20 protein-coding genes and 1 riboswitch are annotated in these 19,865 nt (G+C 37.9%); of the genes, 12 read left to right on the top strand and 8 right to left on the bottom strand.

The genetic code is table 11. The features are described 5' to 3' along the window. Nucleotide 1 precedes the first annotated feature (1 nt). The 3 genes from ACFSUL_RS08180 (at nucleotide 2) to msrB (ending at nucleotide 2,562) form a co-directional block, all read left to right on the top strand. Nucleotides 2–592, top strand: a complete 591-nt coding sequence (locus ACFSUL_RS08180; RefSeq protein ID WP_377934395.1) for a hypothetical protein — start codon at nucleotides 2–4, stop codon at nucleotides 590–592. 489 nt (nucleotides 593–1,081) lie between these two features. Next, a complete protein-coding gene (locus ACFSUL_RS08185; RefSeq protein WP_377934397.1) occupies nucleotides 1,082–1,411 on the top strand; it encodes a CHY zinc finger protein in 330 nt (109 codons plus the stop codon). 194 nt (nucleotides 1,412–1,605) lie between these two features. Beyond that, nucleotides 1,606–2,562: a peptide-methionine (R)-S-oxide reductase MsrB gene (msrB, locus tag ACFSUL_RS08190; RefSeq protein ID WP_377934400.1), complete on the top strand. Its 957-nt coding sequence runs from the start codon at nucleotides 1,606–1,608 to the stop codon at nucleotides 2,560–2,562. Between the two features lie 121 nt (nucleotides 2,563–2,683). Here msrB and ACFSUL_RS08195 read toward each other — a convergent pair whose 3' ends face one another. From ACFSUL_RS08195 to ACFSUL_RS08205, 3 genes are all read right to left on the bottom strand, one after another. Continuing rightward, nucleotides 2,684–2,818 carry a hypothetical protein gene (locus tag ACFSUL_RS08195; RefSeq protein WP_377934402.1) on the bottom strand — a complete coding sequence of 45 codons (135 nt, stop codon included), beginning with the start codon at nucleotides 2,816–2,818 and terminating at the stop codon, nucleotides 2,684–2,686. A gap of 110 nt (nucleotides 2,819–2,928) precedes the next feature. Further along, nucleotides 2,929–4,461: an FAD-dependent oxidoreductase gene (locus tag ACFSUL_RS08200; protein ID WP_377934404.1), complete on the bottom strand. Its 1,533-nt coding sequence runs from the start codon at nucleotides 4,459–4,461 to the stop codon at nucleotides 2,929–2,931. Nucleotides 4,462–4,643: 182 nt separating this feature from the next. After that, complete coding sequence (locus ACFSUL_RS08205; RefSeq protein WP_377934542.1) at nucleotides 4,644–5,498, bottom strand: bifunctional 5,10-methylenetetrahydrofolate dehydrogenase/5,10-methenyltetrahydrofolate cyclohydrolase; 855 nt, start codon at nucleotides 5,496–5,498, stop codon at nucleotides 4,644–4,646. Between the two features lie 116 nt (nucleotides 5,499–5,614). Further along, nucleotides 5,615–5,712: riboswitch (ZMP/ZTP riboswitch) on the bottom strand. A 160-nt stretch (nucleotides 5,713–5,872) separates the two neighbouring features. On the opposite strand from ACFSUL_RS08205, the gene ACFSUL_RS08210 reads away from it, so the two are divergent. The 7 genes from ACFSUL_RS08210 (at nucleotide 5,873) to ACFSUL_RS08240 (ending at nucleotide 11,935) form a co-directional block, all read left to right on the top strand. Beyond that, the gene (locus ACFSUL_RS08210) at nucleotides 5,873–6,517 is read left to right on the top strand and encodes a YczE/YyaS/YitT family protein (protein ID WP_377934406.1); all 645 of its coding nucleotides are present in this window, start codon (nucleotides 5,873–5,875) and stop codon (nucleotides 6,515–6,517) included. A 202-nt stretch (nucleotides 6,518–6,719) separates the two neighbouring features. Further along, a complete protein-coding gene (locus tag ACFSUL_RS08215) occupies nucleotides 6,720–6,860 on the top strand; it encodes a hypothetical protein (protein WP_377934408.1) in 141 nt (46 codons plus the stop codon). Beyond that, a complete protein-coding gene (locus ACFSUL_RS08220; protein WP_377934410.1) occupies nucleotides 6,853–7,539 on the top strand; it encodes a DNA alkylation repair protein in 687 nt (228 codons plus the stop codon). The genes ACFSUL_RS08215 and ACFSUL_RS08220 overlap by 8 nt, the downstream gene beginning before the upstream one ends. A gap of 139 nt (nucleotides 7,540–7,678) precedes the next feature. Further along, entirely contained in the window at nucleotides 7,679–7,981 is a 303-nt protein-coding gene (locus ACFSUL_RS08225; RefSeq protein WP_377934412.1) for a cation transporter, read from the top strand. A gap of 285 nt (nucleotides 7,982–8,266) precedes the next feature. After that, nucleotides 8,267–9,364, top strand: coding sequence for a PRK06851 family protein (locus ACFSUL_RS08230; RefSeq protein ID WP_377934414.1), 1,098 nt, complete (start codon nucleotides 8,267–8,269; stop codon nucleotides 9,362–9,364). A gap of 323 nt (nucleotides 9,365–9,687) precedes the next feature. Next, nucleotides 9,688–10,878, top strand: coding sequence for a glycine C-acetyltransferase (locus ACFSUL_RS08235; protein ID WP_377934416.1), 1,191 nt, complete (start codon nucleotides 9,688–9,690; stop codon nucleotides 10,876–10,878). A 115-nt stretch (nucleotides 10,879–10,993) separates the two neighbouring features. Then, a complete protein-coding gene (locus ACFSUL_RS08240) occupies nucleotides 10,994–11,935 on the top strand; it encodes an L-threonine 3-dehydrogenase (protein WP_377934418.1) in 942 nt (313 codons plus the stop codon). A gap of 212 nt (nucleotides 11,936–12,147) precedes the next feature. Here the strand turns inward: ACFSUL_RS08240 and ACFSUL_RS08245 are convergent, their stop codons facing one another. Then, on the bottom strand, nucleotides 12,148–12,708 hold the full coding sequence (locus ACFSUL_RS08245; protein ID WP_377934420.1) for an RDD family protein: 561 nt from the start codon (nucleotides 12,706–12,708) through the stop codon (nucleotides 12,148–12,150). 221 nt (nucleotides 12,709–12,929) lie between these two features. Between ACFSUL_RS08245 and ACFSUL_RS08250 the strand changes: the two genes are divergently transcribed. Continuing rightward, nucleotides 12,930–14,186 (top strand): ATP-binding protein, encoded by a 1,257-nt coding sequence (locus ACFSUL_RS08250; protein ID WP_377934422.1) that lies wholly within the window; start codon nucleotides 12,930–12,932, stop codon nucleotides 14,184–14,186. 63 nt (nucleotides 14,187–14,249) lie between these two features. Here ACFSUL_RS08250 and ACFSUL_RS08255 read toward each other — a convergent pair whose 3' ends face one another. Together ACFSUL_RS08255 and ACFSUL_RS08260 are read right to left on the bottom strand one after the other, a co-directional pair. After that, nucleotides 14,250–15,611: a YjiH family protein gene (locus ACFSUL_RS08255; RefSeq protein ID WP_377934424.1), complete on the bottom strand. Its 1,362-nt coding sequence runs from the start codon at nucleotides 15,609–15,611 to the stop codon at nucleotides 14,250–14,252. 352 nt (nucleotides 15,612–15,963) lie between these two features. Continuing rightward, entirely contained in the window at nucleotides 15,964–17,487 is a 1,524-nt protein-coding gene (locus tag ACFSUL_RS08260; RefSeq protein ID WP_377934544.1) for a BCCT family transporter, read from the bottom strand. 307 nt (nucleotides 17,488–17,794) lie between these two features. Between ACFSUL_RS08260 and ACFSUL_RS08265 the strand changes: the two genes are divergently transcribed. Then, a complete protein-coding gene (locus ACFSUL_RS08265; protein ID WP_377934426.1) occupies nucleotides 17,795–18,664 on the top strand; it encodes an HAD family hydrolase in 870 nt (289 codons plus the stop codon). 57 nt (nucleotides 18,665–18,721) lie between these two features. On the opposite strand, the gene bshB2 is transcribed toward ACFSUL_RS08265, so the two are convergent. Beyond that, nucleotides 18,722–19,405 carry a bacillithiol biosynthesis deacetylase BshB2 gene (bshB2, locus tag ACFSUL_RS08270; RefSeq protein ID WP_071410444.1) on the bottom strand — a complete coding sequence of 228 codons (684 nt, stop codon included), beginning with the start codon at nucleotides 19,403–19,405 and terminating at the stop codon, nucleotides 18,722–18,724. Between the two features lie 58 nt (nucleotides 19,406–19,463). Continuing rightward, the gene (locus ACFSUL_RS08275) at nucleotides 19,464–19,811 is read right to left on the bottom strand and encodes a YojF family protein (protein WP_071410445.1); all 348 of its coding nucleotides are present in this window, start codon (nucleotides 19,809–19,811) and stop codon (nucleotides 19,464–19,466) included. Nucleotides 19,812–19,865: the final 54 nt, after the last annotated feature.

The raw sequence follows: 19,865 nt of genomic DNA on the forward strand, positions 1-19,865 counted from the left end.
AATGAGTAGCGAAATGAAACGGGGGCAACCAATTACGTTTCGCGTTCCCTCCGATACACCTGATCACATAGTGAAGCATTTACAGCAACTAAAAGAAACAGAACGAAGAAACTTCTCTAGTAAAATGGCGGAATATGTAATAGAGGGTGTAAATCAATCCTATTCAAAGCAGAAGGAGACGATTACTGTCCCTTTGCCAAAGGGGTTGAATAAGTCCCAAAGAGATTGGCTTAAGCACGAACAATCGCAAGCATTATTAGGCAGTATTGTGTATCAACTTCTTTCAGACCCTGTTCGTACTGCGTCGCTAATATCATCTATGAATCATGGTGAAATAGAAATGAAAGATTATATTGACTTCAATGAAGAGATTGCTTCAAGTCTGGAAACAGAAAAGGAGCAAGAAACTGTTTTAAACAAAAAGGTTGAAGTTACAAATACTAATTCTACTAATTATTCTGATGATGATCTTGATAATTTTGACTGGAGTACAGCGGCTAAGCCAGAACTTGATTCTAATGAGCAAGAGGAAAACCATGAGGAAGATTTAGATGATTTACTTGGTGGTTTTCTTGCTCAGATGAATGACTAGTTCATCGATTATTTTTTAGGAAATATTATTTTCAAAAAGTCCCTTCAGCACAGTGCTAGAAGGGACTTTTTAAAGACTTTTTTGCGCAGGCTGTTTTCTAAAAGATTGTTGCTTTTAACAGCATGGAAAATGCAGAGTGCCTGCAGCGGAAAGGAATGGTCAACGCTCCATTACTTCTACTCGAAAAATAACACTCTCTACGAAAGGAGCCTTTGCATATTAATATTAAAATTAGAAAAGTAGTTAGGTGTGTGCTTTTTTAATGCGACTTACAAGGCATATAAATAATAGATATCATAATCTAACCCGGATTCTTGAATATATAGGACATGAAGATTGTCGGAAATACTAGTACTTATTTTTGCTAGTTTAAAAGAAAAGTAGATACATATTTTTAAAGTTTTATAATAGGAAAGAGTAGTATTGTGATAGGAGATTTTATAGAAATAGAGAATAAGTAGGAAAGAGATAAATAAGGAGGTTGACGAGATGGTTGTTCATGGAACAAAGGTGGAGGGGGTAAAAGTTGACCGAGAAACAAGGTGTAAGCACTACTCCACAGAAAAGGACGTTATTGCAATAAAATTCAAATGCTGTGATACCTATTACCCGTGTTACAAGTGTCATGAGGAGGTTGCGGACCATGACGCTATAGTGTGGGCTAAAGATGAATGGCAGTCAAAGGCAATTCTTTGTGGAAAATGCGGGACAGAATTGACGATTTTACAGTATATGAATTGCCAAGCAACATGTCCGCATTGTGAGGCATCATTTAATTCAGGGTGTCAGCTTCATTATCATTTATATTTTGAGGGATAGAGGTAGTGAAAACGATGTACCAGTTTCTAAGGATTTCAACAAAACGTATCACTCTAAAGGAGTGGGCGTAGACGGTGAGAGAGACCTTTTAAACAAGGATTATTAAGGAGCTTAGTTGGGATTAACGTTCACTAGGTTTTGAAATTTTTCATGTTTTTAATAAAATAGACGGTAAAAGGTTATAGGAAAAGAGGTTGACTATTTTGGATAAACAAAAGGCTGTATTTGCAGGCGGCTGCTTTTGGTGCATGGTGGAACCTTTTGATGAACAAATGGGAATTTTGAATATTGTTTCTGGCTATACGGGTGGCGAGGAGGTACATCCATCCTATAAGGAAGTGACGTCTGGCGAAACGGGGCATTATGAAGCAGTGGAAATTACGTTTGATAACAATCAGTTTTCCTATGAAAGATTGCTTGAGGTCTTTTGGCAACAGATTGATCCGACAGATGCGGATGGACAGTTTAGTGATAGAGGAAGTTCTTATCGGACGGCTATTTTTTACCAAAATGAAAGGCAGCGAATGCTTGCGGAAGCCTCCAAACAGGAATTGGAGAAGAGTGGGAAGTTTGAATCCCCAATTGTAACGGAAATATTGCCCGCCAAACCTTTTTATCCTGCGGAAGAGTATCATCAAGATTTTTATAAAAAGAATGGATTCCGATATGCTCTTTATAAAAGAGGTTCAGGTCGGAAGGAATTTCAAAAGAAATATTGGCCTGAGGATAGAAGTTTTTTAAAGGAGAAGCTTACGGAGCTACAATATTTTGTTACACAGGAAAATGGAACAGAGAGACCGTTTGAAAATGAATATTGGGATAATACTCGTGAAGGGATTTATGTCGATATTGTTTCAGGAGAGCCACTGTTTAGCTCGAAGGACCAATACGATAGTGGGTGTGGCTGGCCGAGTTTTACGAAACCAGTAACGGATGCGAGTGTAAAAAAGCAGTATGATTTGTCTCATAAGTCGACTCGAGTAGAAGTGAGAAGCAGAGAAGGTGACTCTCATCTCGGTCATGTCTTTCCTGATGGACCAGGACCAAAAGGACTTCGATATTGCATCAACTCTGCTGCCCTCAAATTTATCCCAAAAGAAAAACTCGAAGAAGAAGGATATGAAGACTTTAAGATCTTATTTAAAATGTAACAGAGGTCCGTCCCTCACTGTGTTAACACTTTAATGCAGTGAGGGACGGACCTCCAAATAATTCCTTTATAAAAACAGCCTGTCTCCAAGCATGATAGTGCTTGGAGACAGGCTATTTGTGTTAGTCCTGAAAACGATTTTTCTTTTCTTTTACTTGTCCTGTCGTAAATTCGACCATTTCAGAACTTGTACGATTTCCTTTTTTTACATTGTTATTGCTTTGCGCATTGCGATTTCCCTGTTTTGTTCTACCCATTGTAAATCCTCCTTCATTTAAAGGTCCGTCCCTCATTACGGTGCAGTGATAAAGGCACGCTCCGAGGTTTTTTTAGTATTTGGTTGTGCTTTGGGGCTCATACATGGAATTTAGTTTAGTTTTGTTAGTGGTTTTTTGGCTGGACCCTCTACAACTTCGCCTTCGATTGTGAAGCGGGAGCCGTGGCATGGGCAGTCCCATGTTGTGTCGCCGTGATTCCACTCTACTTCACATCCCATATGGGTGCAGGTTGTGTCAACTAAGTGTATTTTGCCGTCTTTACTCCGGTATCCTCCGCAGCGGCGTCCTTCGGCATTGACGACAGCCCCTTCGCCTTCTTTCAAGTCTTCTGGTTTTTTAGTAGGGACTTCTAGTTTTCCACTAATTAACTTGCCTGCAACATTAGCGTTTGCCTTAACTAGTTTTTTTACACTTGGATCTGCAGCGAATCGAGAAGGTGAGAATACTTCGCTATATATATTTCGTTCGCCTAATACAGCATCGGCTAAAATTTGAGCGGACAGGGTACCAGACGACATCCCCCATTTTTTAAAGCCTGTCGCAACAAAAATGGAAGGGTGTTTCTCTGTAATCGGTCCTATGTAAGGCACTTTATCGAGACTTGTTAAATCTTGTGCAGACCAGCGATAACGGACCTCCTCAATGCCTAACACTTCTTCTCCGTAGTTTTCTAAAGCACGATAATGTTCCATCGTGTCTTTGCCTTGCCCTGTTTTATGGTTGTCTCCGCCAATTAGTACTAACTTTTCTCCATCCTCTCCTTCTGTATAACGCAGTGAACGCGTCGGGCTTTCTGCGTTAATATACATGCCACCAGGGTATTCCTTTTTTGTCTTTACTCCTAATATATAAGAACGTTCCGGTTCAAGTCTGGTAAAATAAAAGCCTTTCCCATCGTAAAATGGAAAGTGTGAGCAAACGAGAACATTTTGACAGTCAACGTGATAGCCATCTCTCGTGACAATCTTAGTAGATTCCTTTTCCTGAATATCCGTTGCTGTCGTTCCTTCATATATTTTTCCACCTTGGTTGACTATTGCTTCCACAAGCTTCTTAAAGTATTTCAACGGGTGAAACTGGGCTTGATTTTTCATGATCACAGCATTTTTTATAGGAAAATCAATAGGAATTTCCTCTACGATTTCCCCAGGAATGCCCAAACGTCGATATGCTTCATACTCTGTAGTGACTTTGCTAGAATACTCATCGGTTGTCGCATATACGTACGCATCCTGTTCTGTTAAGTTGCAGTCTGCTTCTATCTCAGTAGCTGTTTGTTTGATGAATTGAAGGGCATCCATGTTGGCATGATAATATTTCTTTGCAAATTCTTCTCCAAAATGCTGGATTAGTTCATCGTAGAGTAATCCGTGTTGGGCAGTGATTTTGGCTGTCGTATGCCCAGTCGTGCCGTTTAATATTTGATTCGCCTCAATCAATACAACATTCTTTCCGGCCTTCGAAAGTAAATAAGCGGCTGTTAAACCTGCGATTCCCCCTCCGACAATTCCTACATCGGCTTTTGTATTTTCTTCAAGCTTTGGGAAGGTAAGAAGCTTTACTGATTCCCTCCAAAACGGTTCGGGAGATTGTTGGAAAGCATTTTGTTGGTTATTTTCCATTAGGGTACGCTCCTTTTTTGACGTTCTCTTTATTACTTTTCCCAATCAAAGAAAAAATAAATTTATTTTGCCTTGATTGGATAAAAAAGGATATGTTTCCCTTCAAAAAATAATCCATATTAAATAGGCAATAAAAAAGCTTAAGAGGAAAACATTCCTCCTAAGCTTGAGCATTCTCTCTATTAAAATGAAACTTGTTTTGCATATTTTTCAGCGGAGTCAACGGTTTGTTTTAATAGCATGGAAATGGTTACAGGGCCTACTCCACCCGGAACAGGTGTGATGGCGCTTGCCTTTTCATAGCAAGAGTCATAATCGGCGTCACCAATATTCCCTTTGTTGTAGCCTGCATCTAATACAACGGCACCATCTTTTAGCCATTCTCCTTTAATAAAATTAGGCTTTCCGACAGCTGCTACGACGATATCGGCAGTAGCTAATATATCCGGAAGATTTTTTGTGTAGGAGTGACAAGTAGTGACGGTTGCATTTCTATTAAGAAGCATCATGGAAACGGGTTTTCCTAAGATAGGGCTACGTCCAACAACAACTGCCTTTTTTCCTTCTAAAGGAAGGTTATAATAATCGATAATGGCCATGATAGCAGCTGGAGTACAAGATGGATAATCACCGAAACCGAGAGCAGTTTGACCAAAGCCAAGACTTGTAACACCATCGACATCCTTTTCGATAGCAATTGCTTCAAACGCTGCACGCTCATCAATATGGCTTGGAACAGGATGTTGTAGAAGAATTCCATGTACAGTAGTATCGTTATTTAAATCGGATATTTTTTGTAATAATTCCTCTGTAGTTGTTGCTTCAGGAAGTTCAACCTTAATTGACTTTATGCCTAGTTTCTTGCAAGCATTTCCTTTCATTTTTACATAAGTAGCAGAAGAAGGATCATTGCCGACAAGAATAGTTGCTAAGCAGGGAGTTACTCCTTGTGTCGATAGGGTTTCGACTCTTTCCTTTAGACTATCTTTTACATCTGTTGCCACGCGTTTTCCATCTAGAATAAGTGTTTCCAATATAATCCCTCCTGATTAAATAAAAGGCTCTTTTTGATTTGTCTCTGTTATAAATATCCAAAATATTAACTAATATGAAATCTCTCCATTAAAAAAAGACAAGGGTATCCTGTTCCCTTGCCTATTGCCCAGGCGAACGGCTAATGGCTAAACTAACTAAATAAAGTGCAGCTCCCTTGTGGTTCCTTCCACATTTTCGCCAGTCACTGCTTACATAATAATGTTAATCACACTATAACACGAAAGTAAATACGATTTCAATGATGAATGTTCGTGTTTTTTGTTAAAACTAATGAAGGAACTTCCTCTTTTGTTCATGCCCTTTCTATGTTAAGGTTATTCAAATGAAATGATAATTCTTTAAAAGAAGGGATATTATGTATAAAGGATATAGATTGCGCTGGACATTTTTTACCATAGGATTGCTCGTGCTTTCATTAGGAATAACATTAACGATTAAAGGAAAAGATTTAGGGATTGCTCCATGGGACGTTTTTCATTACGGTCTTTTTGAAAAATTTGGTTTAACAATTGGAACATGGTCTATTATTGTTGGACTTTTTATCTTGCTTATAACTGGTCTTGCATCAAAATCCTTCCCCAAAATCGGTGCATTTTTGAATATGGTTTTAATTGGAGTATTTATTGACATTTTTAACTATATTATTCCAGACCCAGAAGCCTATTGGATGCAAGCTATTGTGTTTGTTGCTGGTATTTTTGTTATTGGTTATGGAGTTGGTTTATACATTTCAGCAGACCTTGGAGCGGGTCCAAGAGACAGTTTAATGCTACTTATTACGGAAAAAACAGGTTGGAAAATTCAATGGGTACGAAATGGAATGGAGAGCACTATCTTCTTTTTCGGCTGGCTTATCGGAGGACCAATTGGAGTTGGTACAGTCATCATTGCCCTTTTTCAAGGAACAGTAGTTGGATTTTCTTTGCCACAATGCCAACGATTTTTAAAATATTTACTTACTAAGGAAACAATTAAGAAGGATGGTCCTATAGCTAGCTAAAGGGCTGTCTTTTTTAGTAGATTGTTTTGAGTGTTTGTTATGCCCACTTGGGATATCGGCAAAACGGGAAATTTTCGATTTACTTCGCACTTGGCTCCAGTCTACCTTCTTCACAACATTTGCTTATGGATGCTCTGAGCAGGGATTTTCGTATGGAAGAAAGAAGTTATTCATATTAGAAAAATTGGTAGGAGTTGATAATGTGGAGGAACTAGTTGGTCATTGCGCAAACTGTAAGAAGCCGATCTATTGTCTAGACGGCTTTTTTAACGGTATCCAAGAAGAAGGTGGGAAAATCTACTGTTTTTCTTGTGAAAAATTGGAGGATGAGGAAGATGAATAATTACACGGAGAAATTAATAACGGCTTTTCAAGCAAACAAAAATGAGGAAAATGTTGAGCCGATGAAAGCATATATGCGGAACCAATTCGAATTTTTAGGGTTAAGAACACCTGAGCGAAGGAAGTTATTTCGTGCTTTTTTAAAGGAAAATGGAAAACCATCAATGGAAGAACTTCTGGAAATTGTCCCGGAGTTATGGGAGCAGCCAGAACGGGAATTTCAGTATGTTGCGATGGAGCTAGTAGAAAAACAAGCAAAACATTTAAGCACGTCACACTTGCCTTTAATTGAAAAAATGATTGTGGAAAAATCATGGTGGGACACAGTAGACTTAATTGCATCCCATCTTATTGGAGAGATATTTAAAAAGTCCTCTAGTGAAAAGAATATGTATCTTGAAAAGTGGATTCACTCTGAGAATATGTGGTTAAATCGAACAGCGATTCTTTATCAGTTGAGCTATAAACAAAATACGGATGTTAATCAGCTATTTTCTATCATTCTTCTACATAAGGAATCAAAAGAATTTTTTATTCAAAAAGCGATAGGATGGGCATTAAGAGAATATTCGAAAACAGTTCCTGAAGAAGTAAAAAACTTTATTGAAAACGAGAAGCTGGCAGCGTTAAGTAAAAGAGAAGGAATGAAGCATATTAACAAGCTTGAAAAAATGAAGTAAAGCCTTAGAAGTATATACGATAATCGAATGTCCTCCAGGTGTAGTATTTTAAGGTTTCCAATATTTTAATGGACCCTGAATAAAAAGTAAAAACTTCCTCATAATACAAATAACAAATGTATTTGAGGAGGTATTGGATATGAAGAAAGCATTGATAACATTAGGATTAACGGCAGCTGCTCTAACTGCGATTATTTGGGGAGAGCAATTGATGGAAACAAGTGCAAATGAAGGGCGAGTAAGCTATACAATTGAAAATGCTCAATGTGACAACTGTGCAAACGAATTATCTGTCGCTATCGAAAATATCCTTGGAATTGAAGCCTACACATACAACGACGAGAAAAATACCTTAACCATTGACTATAATCCTACTGTAATGGAAACAGAATGGATTACAGAATCGCTAATGGCAAATGGATATAGAATTGAAGAACAATAACAGCTCACGTACAGGGCTGTTTTTTCTTTGGTAAATTACACTCTCTTCCACAAGGCAAAGGGGTCTGTCCTCCGATATTGTCCAAAAAGAAATGAACGACATATTCCTCCAACAAGGTGGCTATATCCGTAGGGGACAGATCCCATCTGCATTGGTATAAGGATAGTCTACATACTTTTCTGACTCTAAATAGGCATTCACCTACCTTTTCTTTGTGCATAGAATGTATAGAGTATTTGCTCGTATGGAAAGCCGAGTCTGAATTTTTACGAAGGAGTGTTGGGAGTGGGTACTATTCGTCATTATTTTGCTGGAGGGAATACGGCAAGAGGATTTTATAGTTTGTATGATTCGAATTTAAAAGGGTTAGATCGTTTGTTTATTTTAAAAGGTGGTCCCGGTACTGGAAAGTCCTCTTTAATGAAAAGGGTAGGGGAGTACTGGAATCAAGAAGGGTATTATGTTGAATACTTACATTGTTCGTCTGATAATGATTCCATTGACGGTATCCTTATTCCTGCTTTAAAAGTGGGGATTGTTGATGGAACGGCACCACATGTGATTGAGCCGCATGTACCTGGAGTGGTAGAGGAGTACGTAAATCTAGGAGAAGGCTGGGATGCAGACCTTCTTAGGGAAAATAAAGAGTCGATTAAAGAGTTAACAGCGAAAGTGTCGCAAACATTTGAAACGGCATATAGTGTATTTGCAGAGGCGTTAGCGGTTCATGATGAATGGGAAGAAATTTTTATTAACAATATGGACTTTTCTAAAGCGGATGAGCTAACCAATGAACTTATTGAAAAACTTTACGGGAATGTTTGTTTAAATAAACAAGCAGATGTTCGGGACCGTTTTCTTGGAGCAGCGACACCAATTGGGGCAGTTGATTTTATTCCGAATCTTACGGGGGAGCTTCCTCACAGATATTATATAAAAGGAAGACCGGGATCGGGGAAATCAACAATGTTGAAAAAACTGGCGAAAGAAGCGGAGATAAGAGGGTTAGATGTGGAGATTTACCATTGTGGTTTTGATCCTCATAGTATTGATATGGTGATTGTTCGTGAGCTTGGTTGGGCAATCTTTGATAGTACGTCTCCGCATGAGTATTTTCCAGAGCGCGACGGTGATACGACAATCGATGTATATGAAAGAGCAATTATCCCTGGCACAGATGAAAAATATGAAACACAAATAAAAGATATTTCTGCTCGCTACAAAGGGAAAATGAACGAAGCGATATCGTACTTGGCCAAAGCGAAAGCACTACGTGACGAGCTAGAGGCATTTTATATTAAGGCAATGAATTTTGATGTGGTGGATTCAAAGGAAAGTGAAATACAAGAAGAAATAAAAGGGATTGCAGAAAAACTAAATTAATCAACTTTTATACTATGAAGATGAAAAAGTAGAGCTACTGGAGTGGCTCTACTTTTTGATTAGTTCCTTTTGCAAAATGAAGAACATCTAAACCTCAAAAAGGAATTGAAAATCCATCCAAAGGTAGAATCCTGTACGATGATTTCCTGTTTGGGATATACTATAAATGAGTGAAAGAAAAGAAATATTTTGTCCGTCACATAAAAACATGTTAGTATAGGTGAAGGCTATATATTCCTATTTTCTAGCGAAAAATAGCAGTTTTGTACACGTGGAAAAGACATTTGTTTATAAAACGCTTACATAAAAATGGAGGGATTTATATGACAAGTAAAACATTAGATCAGTTTTTGCATAAAAATTTGGAAGAGTTAAAATCACAAGGACTTTATAACGAGATTGACCCACTAGAAGGCCCAAATGGCCCAATGATTACAATTGGAGGAAAAGAACTTGTAAACCTTTCTTCTAATAACTATTTAGGTTTAGCAACAGATGAGCGCTTAAAGGAAGTAGCAATGGAAGCGATAAAAGAATATGGCGTAGGTGCAGGAGCGGTACGTACCATTAATGGAACGCTTGATATCCATGTGAAACTGGAAGAAAAGCTTGCAGAGTTTAAAGGAACAGAAGCAGCAATTGCTTATCAATCTGGCTTTAACTGTAATATGGCGGCAATTTCTGCTGTTATGGATAAAAATGATGCGATCCTTTCTGATGAATTAAACCATGCTTCTATTATTGACGGTTGTCGTTTATCAAAAGCAAAAATCATTCGTTTTAATCACTCTGATATGGACGACCTTCGTGCAAAAGCAAAAGAAGCAACAGAGTCAGGTCAATATAATAAAGTGATGGTCATTACAGATGGTGTATTCTCAATGGATGGAGATGTGGCAAAACTTCCTGAAATCGTAGAGATTGCGGAAGAATTTGATTTAATGGTATATGTCGATGATGCCCATGGCTCTGGTGTCCTTGGTAAAGGTGCTGGTACGGTGAAGCATTTTGGTCTTTCTGATAAAGTTGATTTCCAAATGGGTACTCTTTCTAAAGCTATTGGTGTTGTAGGCGGATATGTGGCTGGTAAAAGAGAGCTAATTGACTGGCTAAAAGTTCGTTCTCGTCCATTCTTATTCTCTACTGCATTGACTCCTGCGGATGTTGTTGCTTGTACAAATGCATTAGACCTTATTATGGATAGTACAGAACTTCAAGATAATATGTGGGAAAATAGCCGTTACTTAAAAGAAAAGTTAAAAGGCTTAGGTTTTGATATTGGCGAAAGTGAAACACCTATCACACCAGTGGTTATTGGGGACGAAAAAGATACACAGAACTTCAGTAAGCGTTTGTATGAAGAAGGTGTTTATGCTAAATCAATCGTGTTCCCAACTGTACCTAAAGGAACAGGACGTGTAAGAAATATGCCGTCAGCTGCTCATACAAAAGAAATGCTGGACAAAGCTATTACTGCATATGAAAAAATCGGAAAAGAGTTAGGAATTATCTAGAAATAAACTATAGGAAGGGGGGCTACAACCAAGTGCTAGCCACTTTTGGATAGCCCCGTCTTTCTTTTATAGATATAGTAGACACCTAAGATAGGGAAAGGCAGGAGGTTGAACAATGAAAAAGATTTTATTAACGGGTGCTCTTGGTCAAATTGGTTCTGAATTCACGCTAAAGCTCCGTGAAATATATGGGACAGATAATGTTGTGGCAACAGATATCCGTGAAACGGAAAGTGAAGTTGTTACAGGTGGACCTTTTGAAAAGTTAGATGTAACCGACGGCGATAAAATGATGGATATTGCAAAAAGACATAATGTTGATACCGTTATCCACCTTGCAGCACTCTTATCAGCAACAGCAGAAGCAAAGCCACTACTGGCTTGGAATATAAATATGGGCGGACTTGTTAATGCTCTAGAAACAGCTAAGGAATTGGATTGTAAATTTTTTACGCCTAGTTCTATTGGGGCATTTGGTCCACTAACACCAAAGAATGAAACACCACAAGATACAATTATGCGTCCGACGACAATGTACGGAGTGAATAAAGTTTCTGGTGAATTACTAGCTGATTATTACCACCAAAAGTCCGGAGTAGATACAAGAGGAGTGCGTTTTCCAGGATTGATTTCGTATGTTGCGCCACCAGGTGGTGGAACGACAGATTACGCAGTAGAAATTTATTATGAGGCAATTAAAAATGGAAAGTATACATCGTATATCGGTGAAGGAACGTATATGGACATGATGTATATGCCAGATGCTTTAAATGCTGTGATTGATTTGATGGAAGCAGATCCAGCCAAGCTTAAACATCGGAATGCTTTTAATGTAACGGCAATGAGCATCGCACCAGAAGATGTTGCAAAAGAAATTCAAAAACATATTCCATCTTTCACATTGGATTATAATGTTGACCCAGTTAGACAAGGTATTGCAGAAAGCTGGCCAAATGCTATTGACGCTTCTGCTGCCAAGGAAGAGTGGGGCTTTAAAGCAGAATATGACTTAGCAAAAATGACAGCAGATATGCTGGAAAAATTAAAAGAAAAGTAAAAAGAAAAGTGAAAGCGGCTTGAACAGCTCGTGAAGAAAATAGGGATTTCTCTCAAAAGGCGCTTTTGGCCTTGAGAGAGAAATCATCTTTTTCATAACGAGCTAGCCGCTGGAACTGGCCAAAAGAAAAGTGTAAGCGGCTTGAACAAGACAAAAAGTAAAACAGTGAGTACACAGATTTCGTATGTGTACTCACTGTTTTTTATTAGAAGTCAAATCTCCTCAAGCTTTTCTGTCGGCTTCCTATATGTTACATAGGTACCAGCAACAAAGTCATGAATAGATCTGCGGTCCTCTCGCAGCCCAACCATAAAAGCACTCGTAATCAATATGCCAAAGCTTAAAAGAGAGCCTATTAACATGATAGCCGATGCCCCTAGCATGCTTTGAGCAAGTTCAGCAGAAGGAGCGGAAGTTGAAAAGAATTCGACAACATCAAAGCCAATCATTGTAAAACTTATAAGCCCTGTAATAATTAAAGGGCTTGCATAAACAAGTCCACCTAAAATATATCGCTTTACCATCGTCCATATTCCGATATTTTCCCCATTTTTCTTTACGATTCTTATTTTCAGCAATCGCTTCCCAACTGTATATCCGTACCAAAAAGCAGGAACTAACAATAAATAAAAGAAGTTTAGCGTATCAAGAATATAATTACTGACTGTTTCTGATAGAAATAATCCTAAAAATAGGCTAACAACTAAATAAAGTAGCCAATCTAAAAGATTAGCCCCGAGCCGAATCCAAAAGCCTGCTCGTGTATCTTGCAAAGTATTCCCCCCCTTATATGTACTTTTTAGTGGAACTATTGTATCATACTTACTGAAAATCTAAACTATACACATAAATATCTTACGACCCTATAATCGCTTATATGATACGAGAATGAAAGATATTAGTATGAAAAAGAATAATAGCCGTAATTATAACAATGTATAAAAAAGCACTTCATGATATGATAAAAGAAAATCGATAAGTGTTAGGTGAAAACATGAATCATGATCTGAATGAAGTCTCATGGCAAAAGTTTAAATTAATAATTAGTCTTCTAATAATCCTTTTAGCACTTGAAGTGCCGGTTGTTTGGCTTGTGCCACATCCTTGGAGTGTAGTGCTCATCACCTTACTTGTTATTTTAGAAATCGCATTTATTTTACGTCTTTTGACAAAAGGTAAAAAGCAAATCAACCAGCACAATCTCTTATTACAAGAGGAGAATTTGTTGTCAACACTGATTCACTCCTTGCCTGATTTTGTATGCTTTAAGGATGGCGAAGGAAGATGGTTAAAGGTAAATCAATTTGGAAGAAAGCTTTACGAGCTTGAGAACATCTCTTATCAAGGAAAAACGGATGGGGAGTTGGGGGAGCTAGTACCTTTTTTTAAAGACGCTTTTGCATATTGTGTAAATTCAGATGAGGAAACATGGAAAGCTGCAAGTCTAACTCGTGCAGAGGAATCATTCTATGTGCCATCAGGTGAATTAAAGACCTTTGATGTTATAAAGGTGCCATTATTTTATGATAATCATGTTAGAAAGGGACTAGTGACAATCGGGAGGGATATTTCTCAACAAAAAATTGCGGAAGAAATGCTTTTGAGAAAAGAGAAATTATCTATCGCTGGCGAACTTGCTGCTGGAATTGCACATGAAATTCGGAACCCATTAACAAGTATAAAAGGTTTTATTCAAATGATGGAAACAAGTGAAAAAGCATCGAAGAAGTATTTGACGATCATGACTTCTGAAATTGAACGTATTAATCATATTGTGGAGGAATTGCTTTTATTAGCGAAACCACAAGTGAGGAAACTAGAAACATTCCGGGTGGAAGAACTACTTCAGTATGTAGTAGATATCATGAGTCATGAGGCACGTATAAAGGGAATTACGATTAGTAGTCAGATAGATTGTCCAACGCAGGTATTAGGGGATAAAAATCAACTTACTCAAGTGTTCATAAATATAGTTAAAAATGCAATTGATGCCACGAAAAGTGGAACAATCACTGTTGATTGTAAGGAAGCGCAAAGCAATGTTGTTATTAGTATAGTAGATGAAGGGATAGGAATACCTCCTGATCGTCTAAAACATCTAGGAGAGCCATTCTTTACATTGAAGGAAAAAGGAATGGGACTTGGATTAACGATTAGCCGAAAAATTTTGCAAGATCATAAAGGGACTTTACAAATTGAGTCAGAAGTGAATAAAGGAACAACGGTTAGCGTTCAATTGCCGATTGTTTAAGAAACAAAGGACAATGAAAAAAGGATTGCCTCTATGTTGGAGGCAATCCTTTTTAGCGTTCATTTAAAATATAATATGTGCAGCAATAACAATAATTGGAAGTGTTATGATTGTTCTTAGCAAAAATACAACAACAAGGTCCTTAAAGTTTACAGGGATTTTTGAACCTAAGAGCAATCCACCAACTTCAGACATATAAATCAACTGTGTAACAGATAGACAAGCAATGACAAAGCGAGTCAATTCACTTTCAATTCCTGAAGCGAAAATAGCTGGCAAGAACATGTCGGCAAATCCAACAAGAATACTTTTTGATGCTTCCGCAGCTTCTGGAATTTGCATCAGTTCTAACAATGGAATTAAAGGAGTACCAATCCATTCAAAGAAAGGTGTATTTTCTGCCACTATTAGTGCTAATGTTCCCATTGCCATAACGATAGGAGCTACTCCCATCCACATATCTAAAATGTTTTTTGCTCCATCTTGGAAAAACTTTGTTGCACTGTTATTTTTCTTAGCCTGCATAAGGGCTTGTTCATAACCATATCCGAAACGTGTATATCCTTCAGGGATCGTTTCCATTTTATCGTCGCCTTCTTGCTCATTAAAATACGTATTCTTCTTTTTTGATAATGGCGGTATTCTAGGCAGTAGAATGGCAGCAACTAAACCGGAAAGTGCGACGGTTAAATAAAACGGAACAAAGTAGTCGCCTAGCCCAACTTCTGATATAACAACTAAACTGAACGTAATGGAAACGACGGAAAACGTAGTACCAATTACAGCAGCTTCTTTTTTTGTATAAAATCCTTCTTCATATTGTTTGCTCGTTAATAGTACTCCAATGGTACCATCCCCTAACCAAGAGGCAAGCGCATCAATAGAAGAACGACCAGGTAATCCGAAAAGAGGTCTCATAATTTTCGTGAGTAAAGCTCCGCATAATTCAAGTAGCCCGAAGTTTAGTAGTAATGGCAGAAATAATCCAGCAAATAAAAATACAGAGAAAAGAATTGTTAATAACCCTTCTGAGCTTAATAGTAATCCACCAGTTACATCCGACCATACCCATTCCGGTCCGATTTGGAATATTGTCATTACAGCAAAAACCCCACCAAGTATACGAGCAACAACCCACACAGGGGTTACATTAAATAAGGTGGTGAAAAAGGGAGAGTTTTTGATAAAACTTGGATTCACCCATTTAGCTAAAAGTGTTCCAATGACCGTTAATACAATTAGGATAGTCATAATTTCTGGTACGGCAGGTCCAATCCATCCTTGAAGTTTTCCAGAAAGAATTGCGATTGGAATCGTAATCCCATCTTCTTGCGGAACTGGAATCATAAATAGGAAGATTCCTAGAAGAGAGGGTAAGATAAATTGTAAATGGTTAGCAAGGGTAAAGCTTTGGCGTTGATTCATGTATGTTCACCTCAAAGAGCAATTTTATTAAACTAGTAAAAAGATAACTTTGTAATATTATACATTCTAATGTATATATATTGAGTTGTCTAGTACATATGTAAGAGTTTATAAAGATAACGCTTTCATTGGTGCATTTACTATTTTACTAATAATTTTAAAAATTTCAACTAATTATTAGAACCTTTCTATAGTTTTTAAAAAATAAATAATTAATATATGGTTCTGTTTACCGAATTTTTCCTTCTTTATATAATGTCGTGAAAGTGCATACTAGAAAGTTAATCATTAGATCCTAAAATTAGAGAAATAATGAAAAAGGAGTCCCGTGTATAGGACTCCTTTGAAAGAATTACTCTTTCTTCTTTTTCTTTTTCCTTACTGTGACTTCTTTTCTAAGCAGTCTAAACAATGTATAACACATCAGAATGAGTATGATGGTAAAAGGCAACGCAGAGACTAGTGAAGCGGTTTGTAACCCTTCGAGACCGCTGGCAATTAGTAATACGGCTGCGATTGCTGCAATTAAGGTACCCCAAACAATCTTAATTCCCATCGGAGGGTTTAAGCTTCCTCCTGTTGTCATACTGCTCAGAATGTATGTTGCAGAGTCAGCTGACGTAATTAAGAATGTAAAGATAAGGACGATAGATATAACAGATAATAAAAAGCTAAATGGAAGCTCTGCATAAGTAGTAAACAAAGCGCTTGTTACATCATTATTCACGGCTTCAGCAATTGAAGTTCCATTAGATAGGTCAAGGTGCAAGGCTGTCCCACCAAATACGGAGATCCATAATAGTGCAATCAAAGGTGGTACAATTAGAACACCAAAAATAAACTCTCTAATCGTACGTCCTCTAGAAACCCGTGCTACGAATGCTCCAACGAAAGGAGACCAGGCAATGGCCCATGCCCAATAAAAAATTGTCCAATCTTTTACCCAAGTTCCGCCTTGGTATGGTGTCACACGCAAACTATAACGAACGAAATTTGTAAGGTAATCCCCTAAACCGAGCGTGAAAGTTTCTAGAATAAACACAGTCGGGCCTGCAATAAAGACGAATACCATTAGTAGAAGGGCCAAGGAAAGATTTAAATTACTCAGCCATTTAATTCCTTTATTCAGGCCTGTAGTGGAGGAGGTGAGGTAAAGAATTAGCAGCACCAGAACAATTATTAATTGGGTACCGACCCCATCACTTAAGCCAAACTCTGAGCTTAATCCACCATTAATCTGCAGTATACCTAAACCTAATGACGTTGCGACACCCATCACCGTAGCGATGACCGCAAGAATATCAATTGTTTTTTTTATCTTACTAGTATGTTTCGTCTCTCCGATTATCGGGGATAACGAAGTAGAAATTAATCCATTTTCTTTTTTTCTAAACTGGAAGTAGGCAATAATTAGTCCCACTACCGCAAAGACAGACCATTGACTGACTCCCCAGTGGAAAAAGGAATAGGCCATTGCAAGTCTAGCTGCCTCTTCTGTTTGTGCTTCGTAGGTTGGAATAGGAGTAGTAAAAAAGTGGCTCATGGGCTCTGCGATGCCCCAGAATACTAGACCAACCCCAAAACCTGCAGAAAACAGCATTCCAACCCATGTGAAAAAGTGATATTCCGGCCTTGAATCATCTGCCCCAAGTCTAATTTTTCCATACTTACTGAAAGCTAAATAGACTAGAAAGATAACGAAGAGTAATACGGAGATTAAGTAAAACCAGCCAAAAGAATCGGTGGTAAACCCAAAGGCTGCATTGGCTCCCTTAGCAAATAATTTTGGGAATACTGCTCCGAAAATAACGAGTATTCCGATAATAATAGTTGAAATGAGAAAAACGCTATTTAAGTATGTACTTTTTGATTTGATAACCAATCCCCCCAAATAGATATTTTTAGCCAATATCCTCCTACTTGATTTACCCACTTTTGGGAAATAATAATCCTATATCAGAAAATTTCTTTATAAAGTCTAAAGGAAACATTTACAGACCCTTAAAAATTTCATGATACAATAGCCTAGATTATTATTTTAAAAGGCTGTTCTCGTAAAGTTTGTTGCTTTTAAACTACACATTAAGTTTAACCAACGGGCAGAATTTATAAGTAAAAAACAGCAATCTATGGGCAAAGAGTCTTTAAAAAAGGAAAAATTACAAACAGAAAGGTGTCTTACTATGATAACGTGTATCGCTACAGATATGGATGGAACCTTATTAAATGAGCGTCAGGAGATAAGTGAGGTCAATAAAAAAGCAATACTTGAAGCCAAAGAAAAAGGAATAGAAGTTATTGTGGCAACAGGTAGATCGTATGAAGAGGCAAGATATGTGTTGGAAGAGGCTGGGATTACTTGTGATGTCATCTGCGTAAATGGAGCGGAAGTAAGAAATAAGCAAGGAGAGATTATGCATCAAGCAGGAATACCAGGAGAGAAGGCAGCCCAAATTAGCAAGGTGTTAAATGGTCTTGGTATCTATTTTGAAGTATATACGAATCAAGGTACATATACAGAAAATGTTGAAATAGGTATGGAAGTAATTATTGATATTTTCACAACAGCCAACCCTTCTGTTCCAGAGGAAAAAATTCGCCAATCAGCCAAGGAACGTTTTGAGGAAGGCGGTATAACGTTTGTCGAAGATTATGGGCAAGTTTTCCGTGAAGAAGGTCAACTTGTATATAAGTTTCTCGTTTTTTCTTTTAATGAGGCTTTACTAGAAAAAGCAAAAGAGCTACTAGCAGACGTTACGGATATTGCTATTAGTTCATCAGGTGAAGAAAACCTGGAAATTAATAGCAAGGATGCACAAAAAGGAATAGCTTTAGAGAAGTTAGCGAAGCAAAAGGGGCATTCATTAGAAAATACGATGGCTGTTGGAGATAACTTCAATGACTTATCAATGATGAAAGTAGTTGGCCGTCCTGTTTCGATGGGAAATGCTGTCGAAGAAGTAAAAGATTTTTGTGCGTACACGACAGCAACAAATAAAGAGGATGGGGTTGGCAAAGCGATAAGAGATGCAATGCATAGCTCTGTAAAGTGAATCTACTTAGACAAGAAAAAGCGTACAGTGTCCATGTGGACTGTACGCTTTTACATCTTATTCTACTTGATCATTTTCCCATTGATAGCTCCAAAATCTTTCAATTGTAAGCCATTTTAGTGTTTCTGGATCTTGGTTCTTTAATTTTTCTTCCATTTCTTGAAGCATCCACGCTGTTTGTGAAATATGTGCTCTCAATGTATCCAACTTTTGATCCTTTACAGGTGAAATATCATGTAAAATATCCGGTTTACCTAGCTCTTCCTCACAGTTTTTAGAAAATGCTACACAGTGAAGCTTAGGACGTGAAGCCTTAGGTAATCGCCTTACAGCACGAACAACAGCACGTGCCGTTGCTTCATGATCTGGATGGACGGAATATTCTGGGTAAAAAGTGATAATCAAGGAAGGATCTAATTCCTCTATGAGATCAGTCACCATATTAGCAAGTTTTTCATCATTTTCAAACTCGAGTGTTTTGTCGCGATAACCCATCATTCGTAAATCTTTGATTCCCATTGCATTTGCCGCTTTTTGTAACTCCTGTTTGCGGATTTTTGGAAGGGATTCACGAGTAGCAAACGGTGGATTACCAAGGTTTCTTCCCATTTCACCAAGTGTTAAGCAAGCATATGTAACAGGCGTCCCGCTGTTTATATGTGTTGAAATCGTACCGGAAACGCCAAATGCCTCATCATCAGGGTGAGGAAAGATGACGAGTACCTGTCTTTCTTTTTCCATAATGTACCCACTCCTTATCTAGCTACGTTCTTTTGGGAATTTGCCGTCACTTTTGGTTTTATTCAAACGGTGTTGCACTGATTTGAAGCGCAACAGCAAGCTTTCCATCATAATCATGTCCAGCCATTAGCAGACGGTCTTGCTCATCTAATTCATAATGAGTCAGGCCCTCGGCATAAATCCAGCCGATATCCATTTTAATACCGACACGATAAGGACCATCCCCAATAATCTTTCCATGTTCATAATTCACCTTTGCATTGCGGATATAGGCTCCTGCTGAAAAAAACTTTTCATTAAAATGGGATGCATAAGCACCATTTGTCGTTTCTAAATGTATGTAAACATCCTTGCCAGCGAAGCGGTTGATTAAATCATGCACTGCTGGTTTTGTAATAGGTTCCATATTTTCTCCTCCTTATTAAAAGGAATTTTGAATCAACCTTATTTTTCTATCTTA

Source organism: Bacillus seohaeanensis (assembly GCF_042684945.1).
Classification (GTDB): Bacteria; Bacillota; Bacilli; order Bacillales; family Bacillaceae_B; genus Rossellomorea; species Rossellomorea seohaeanensis.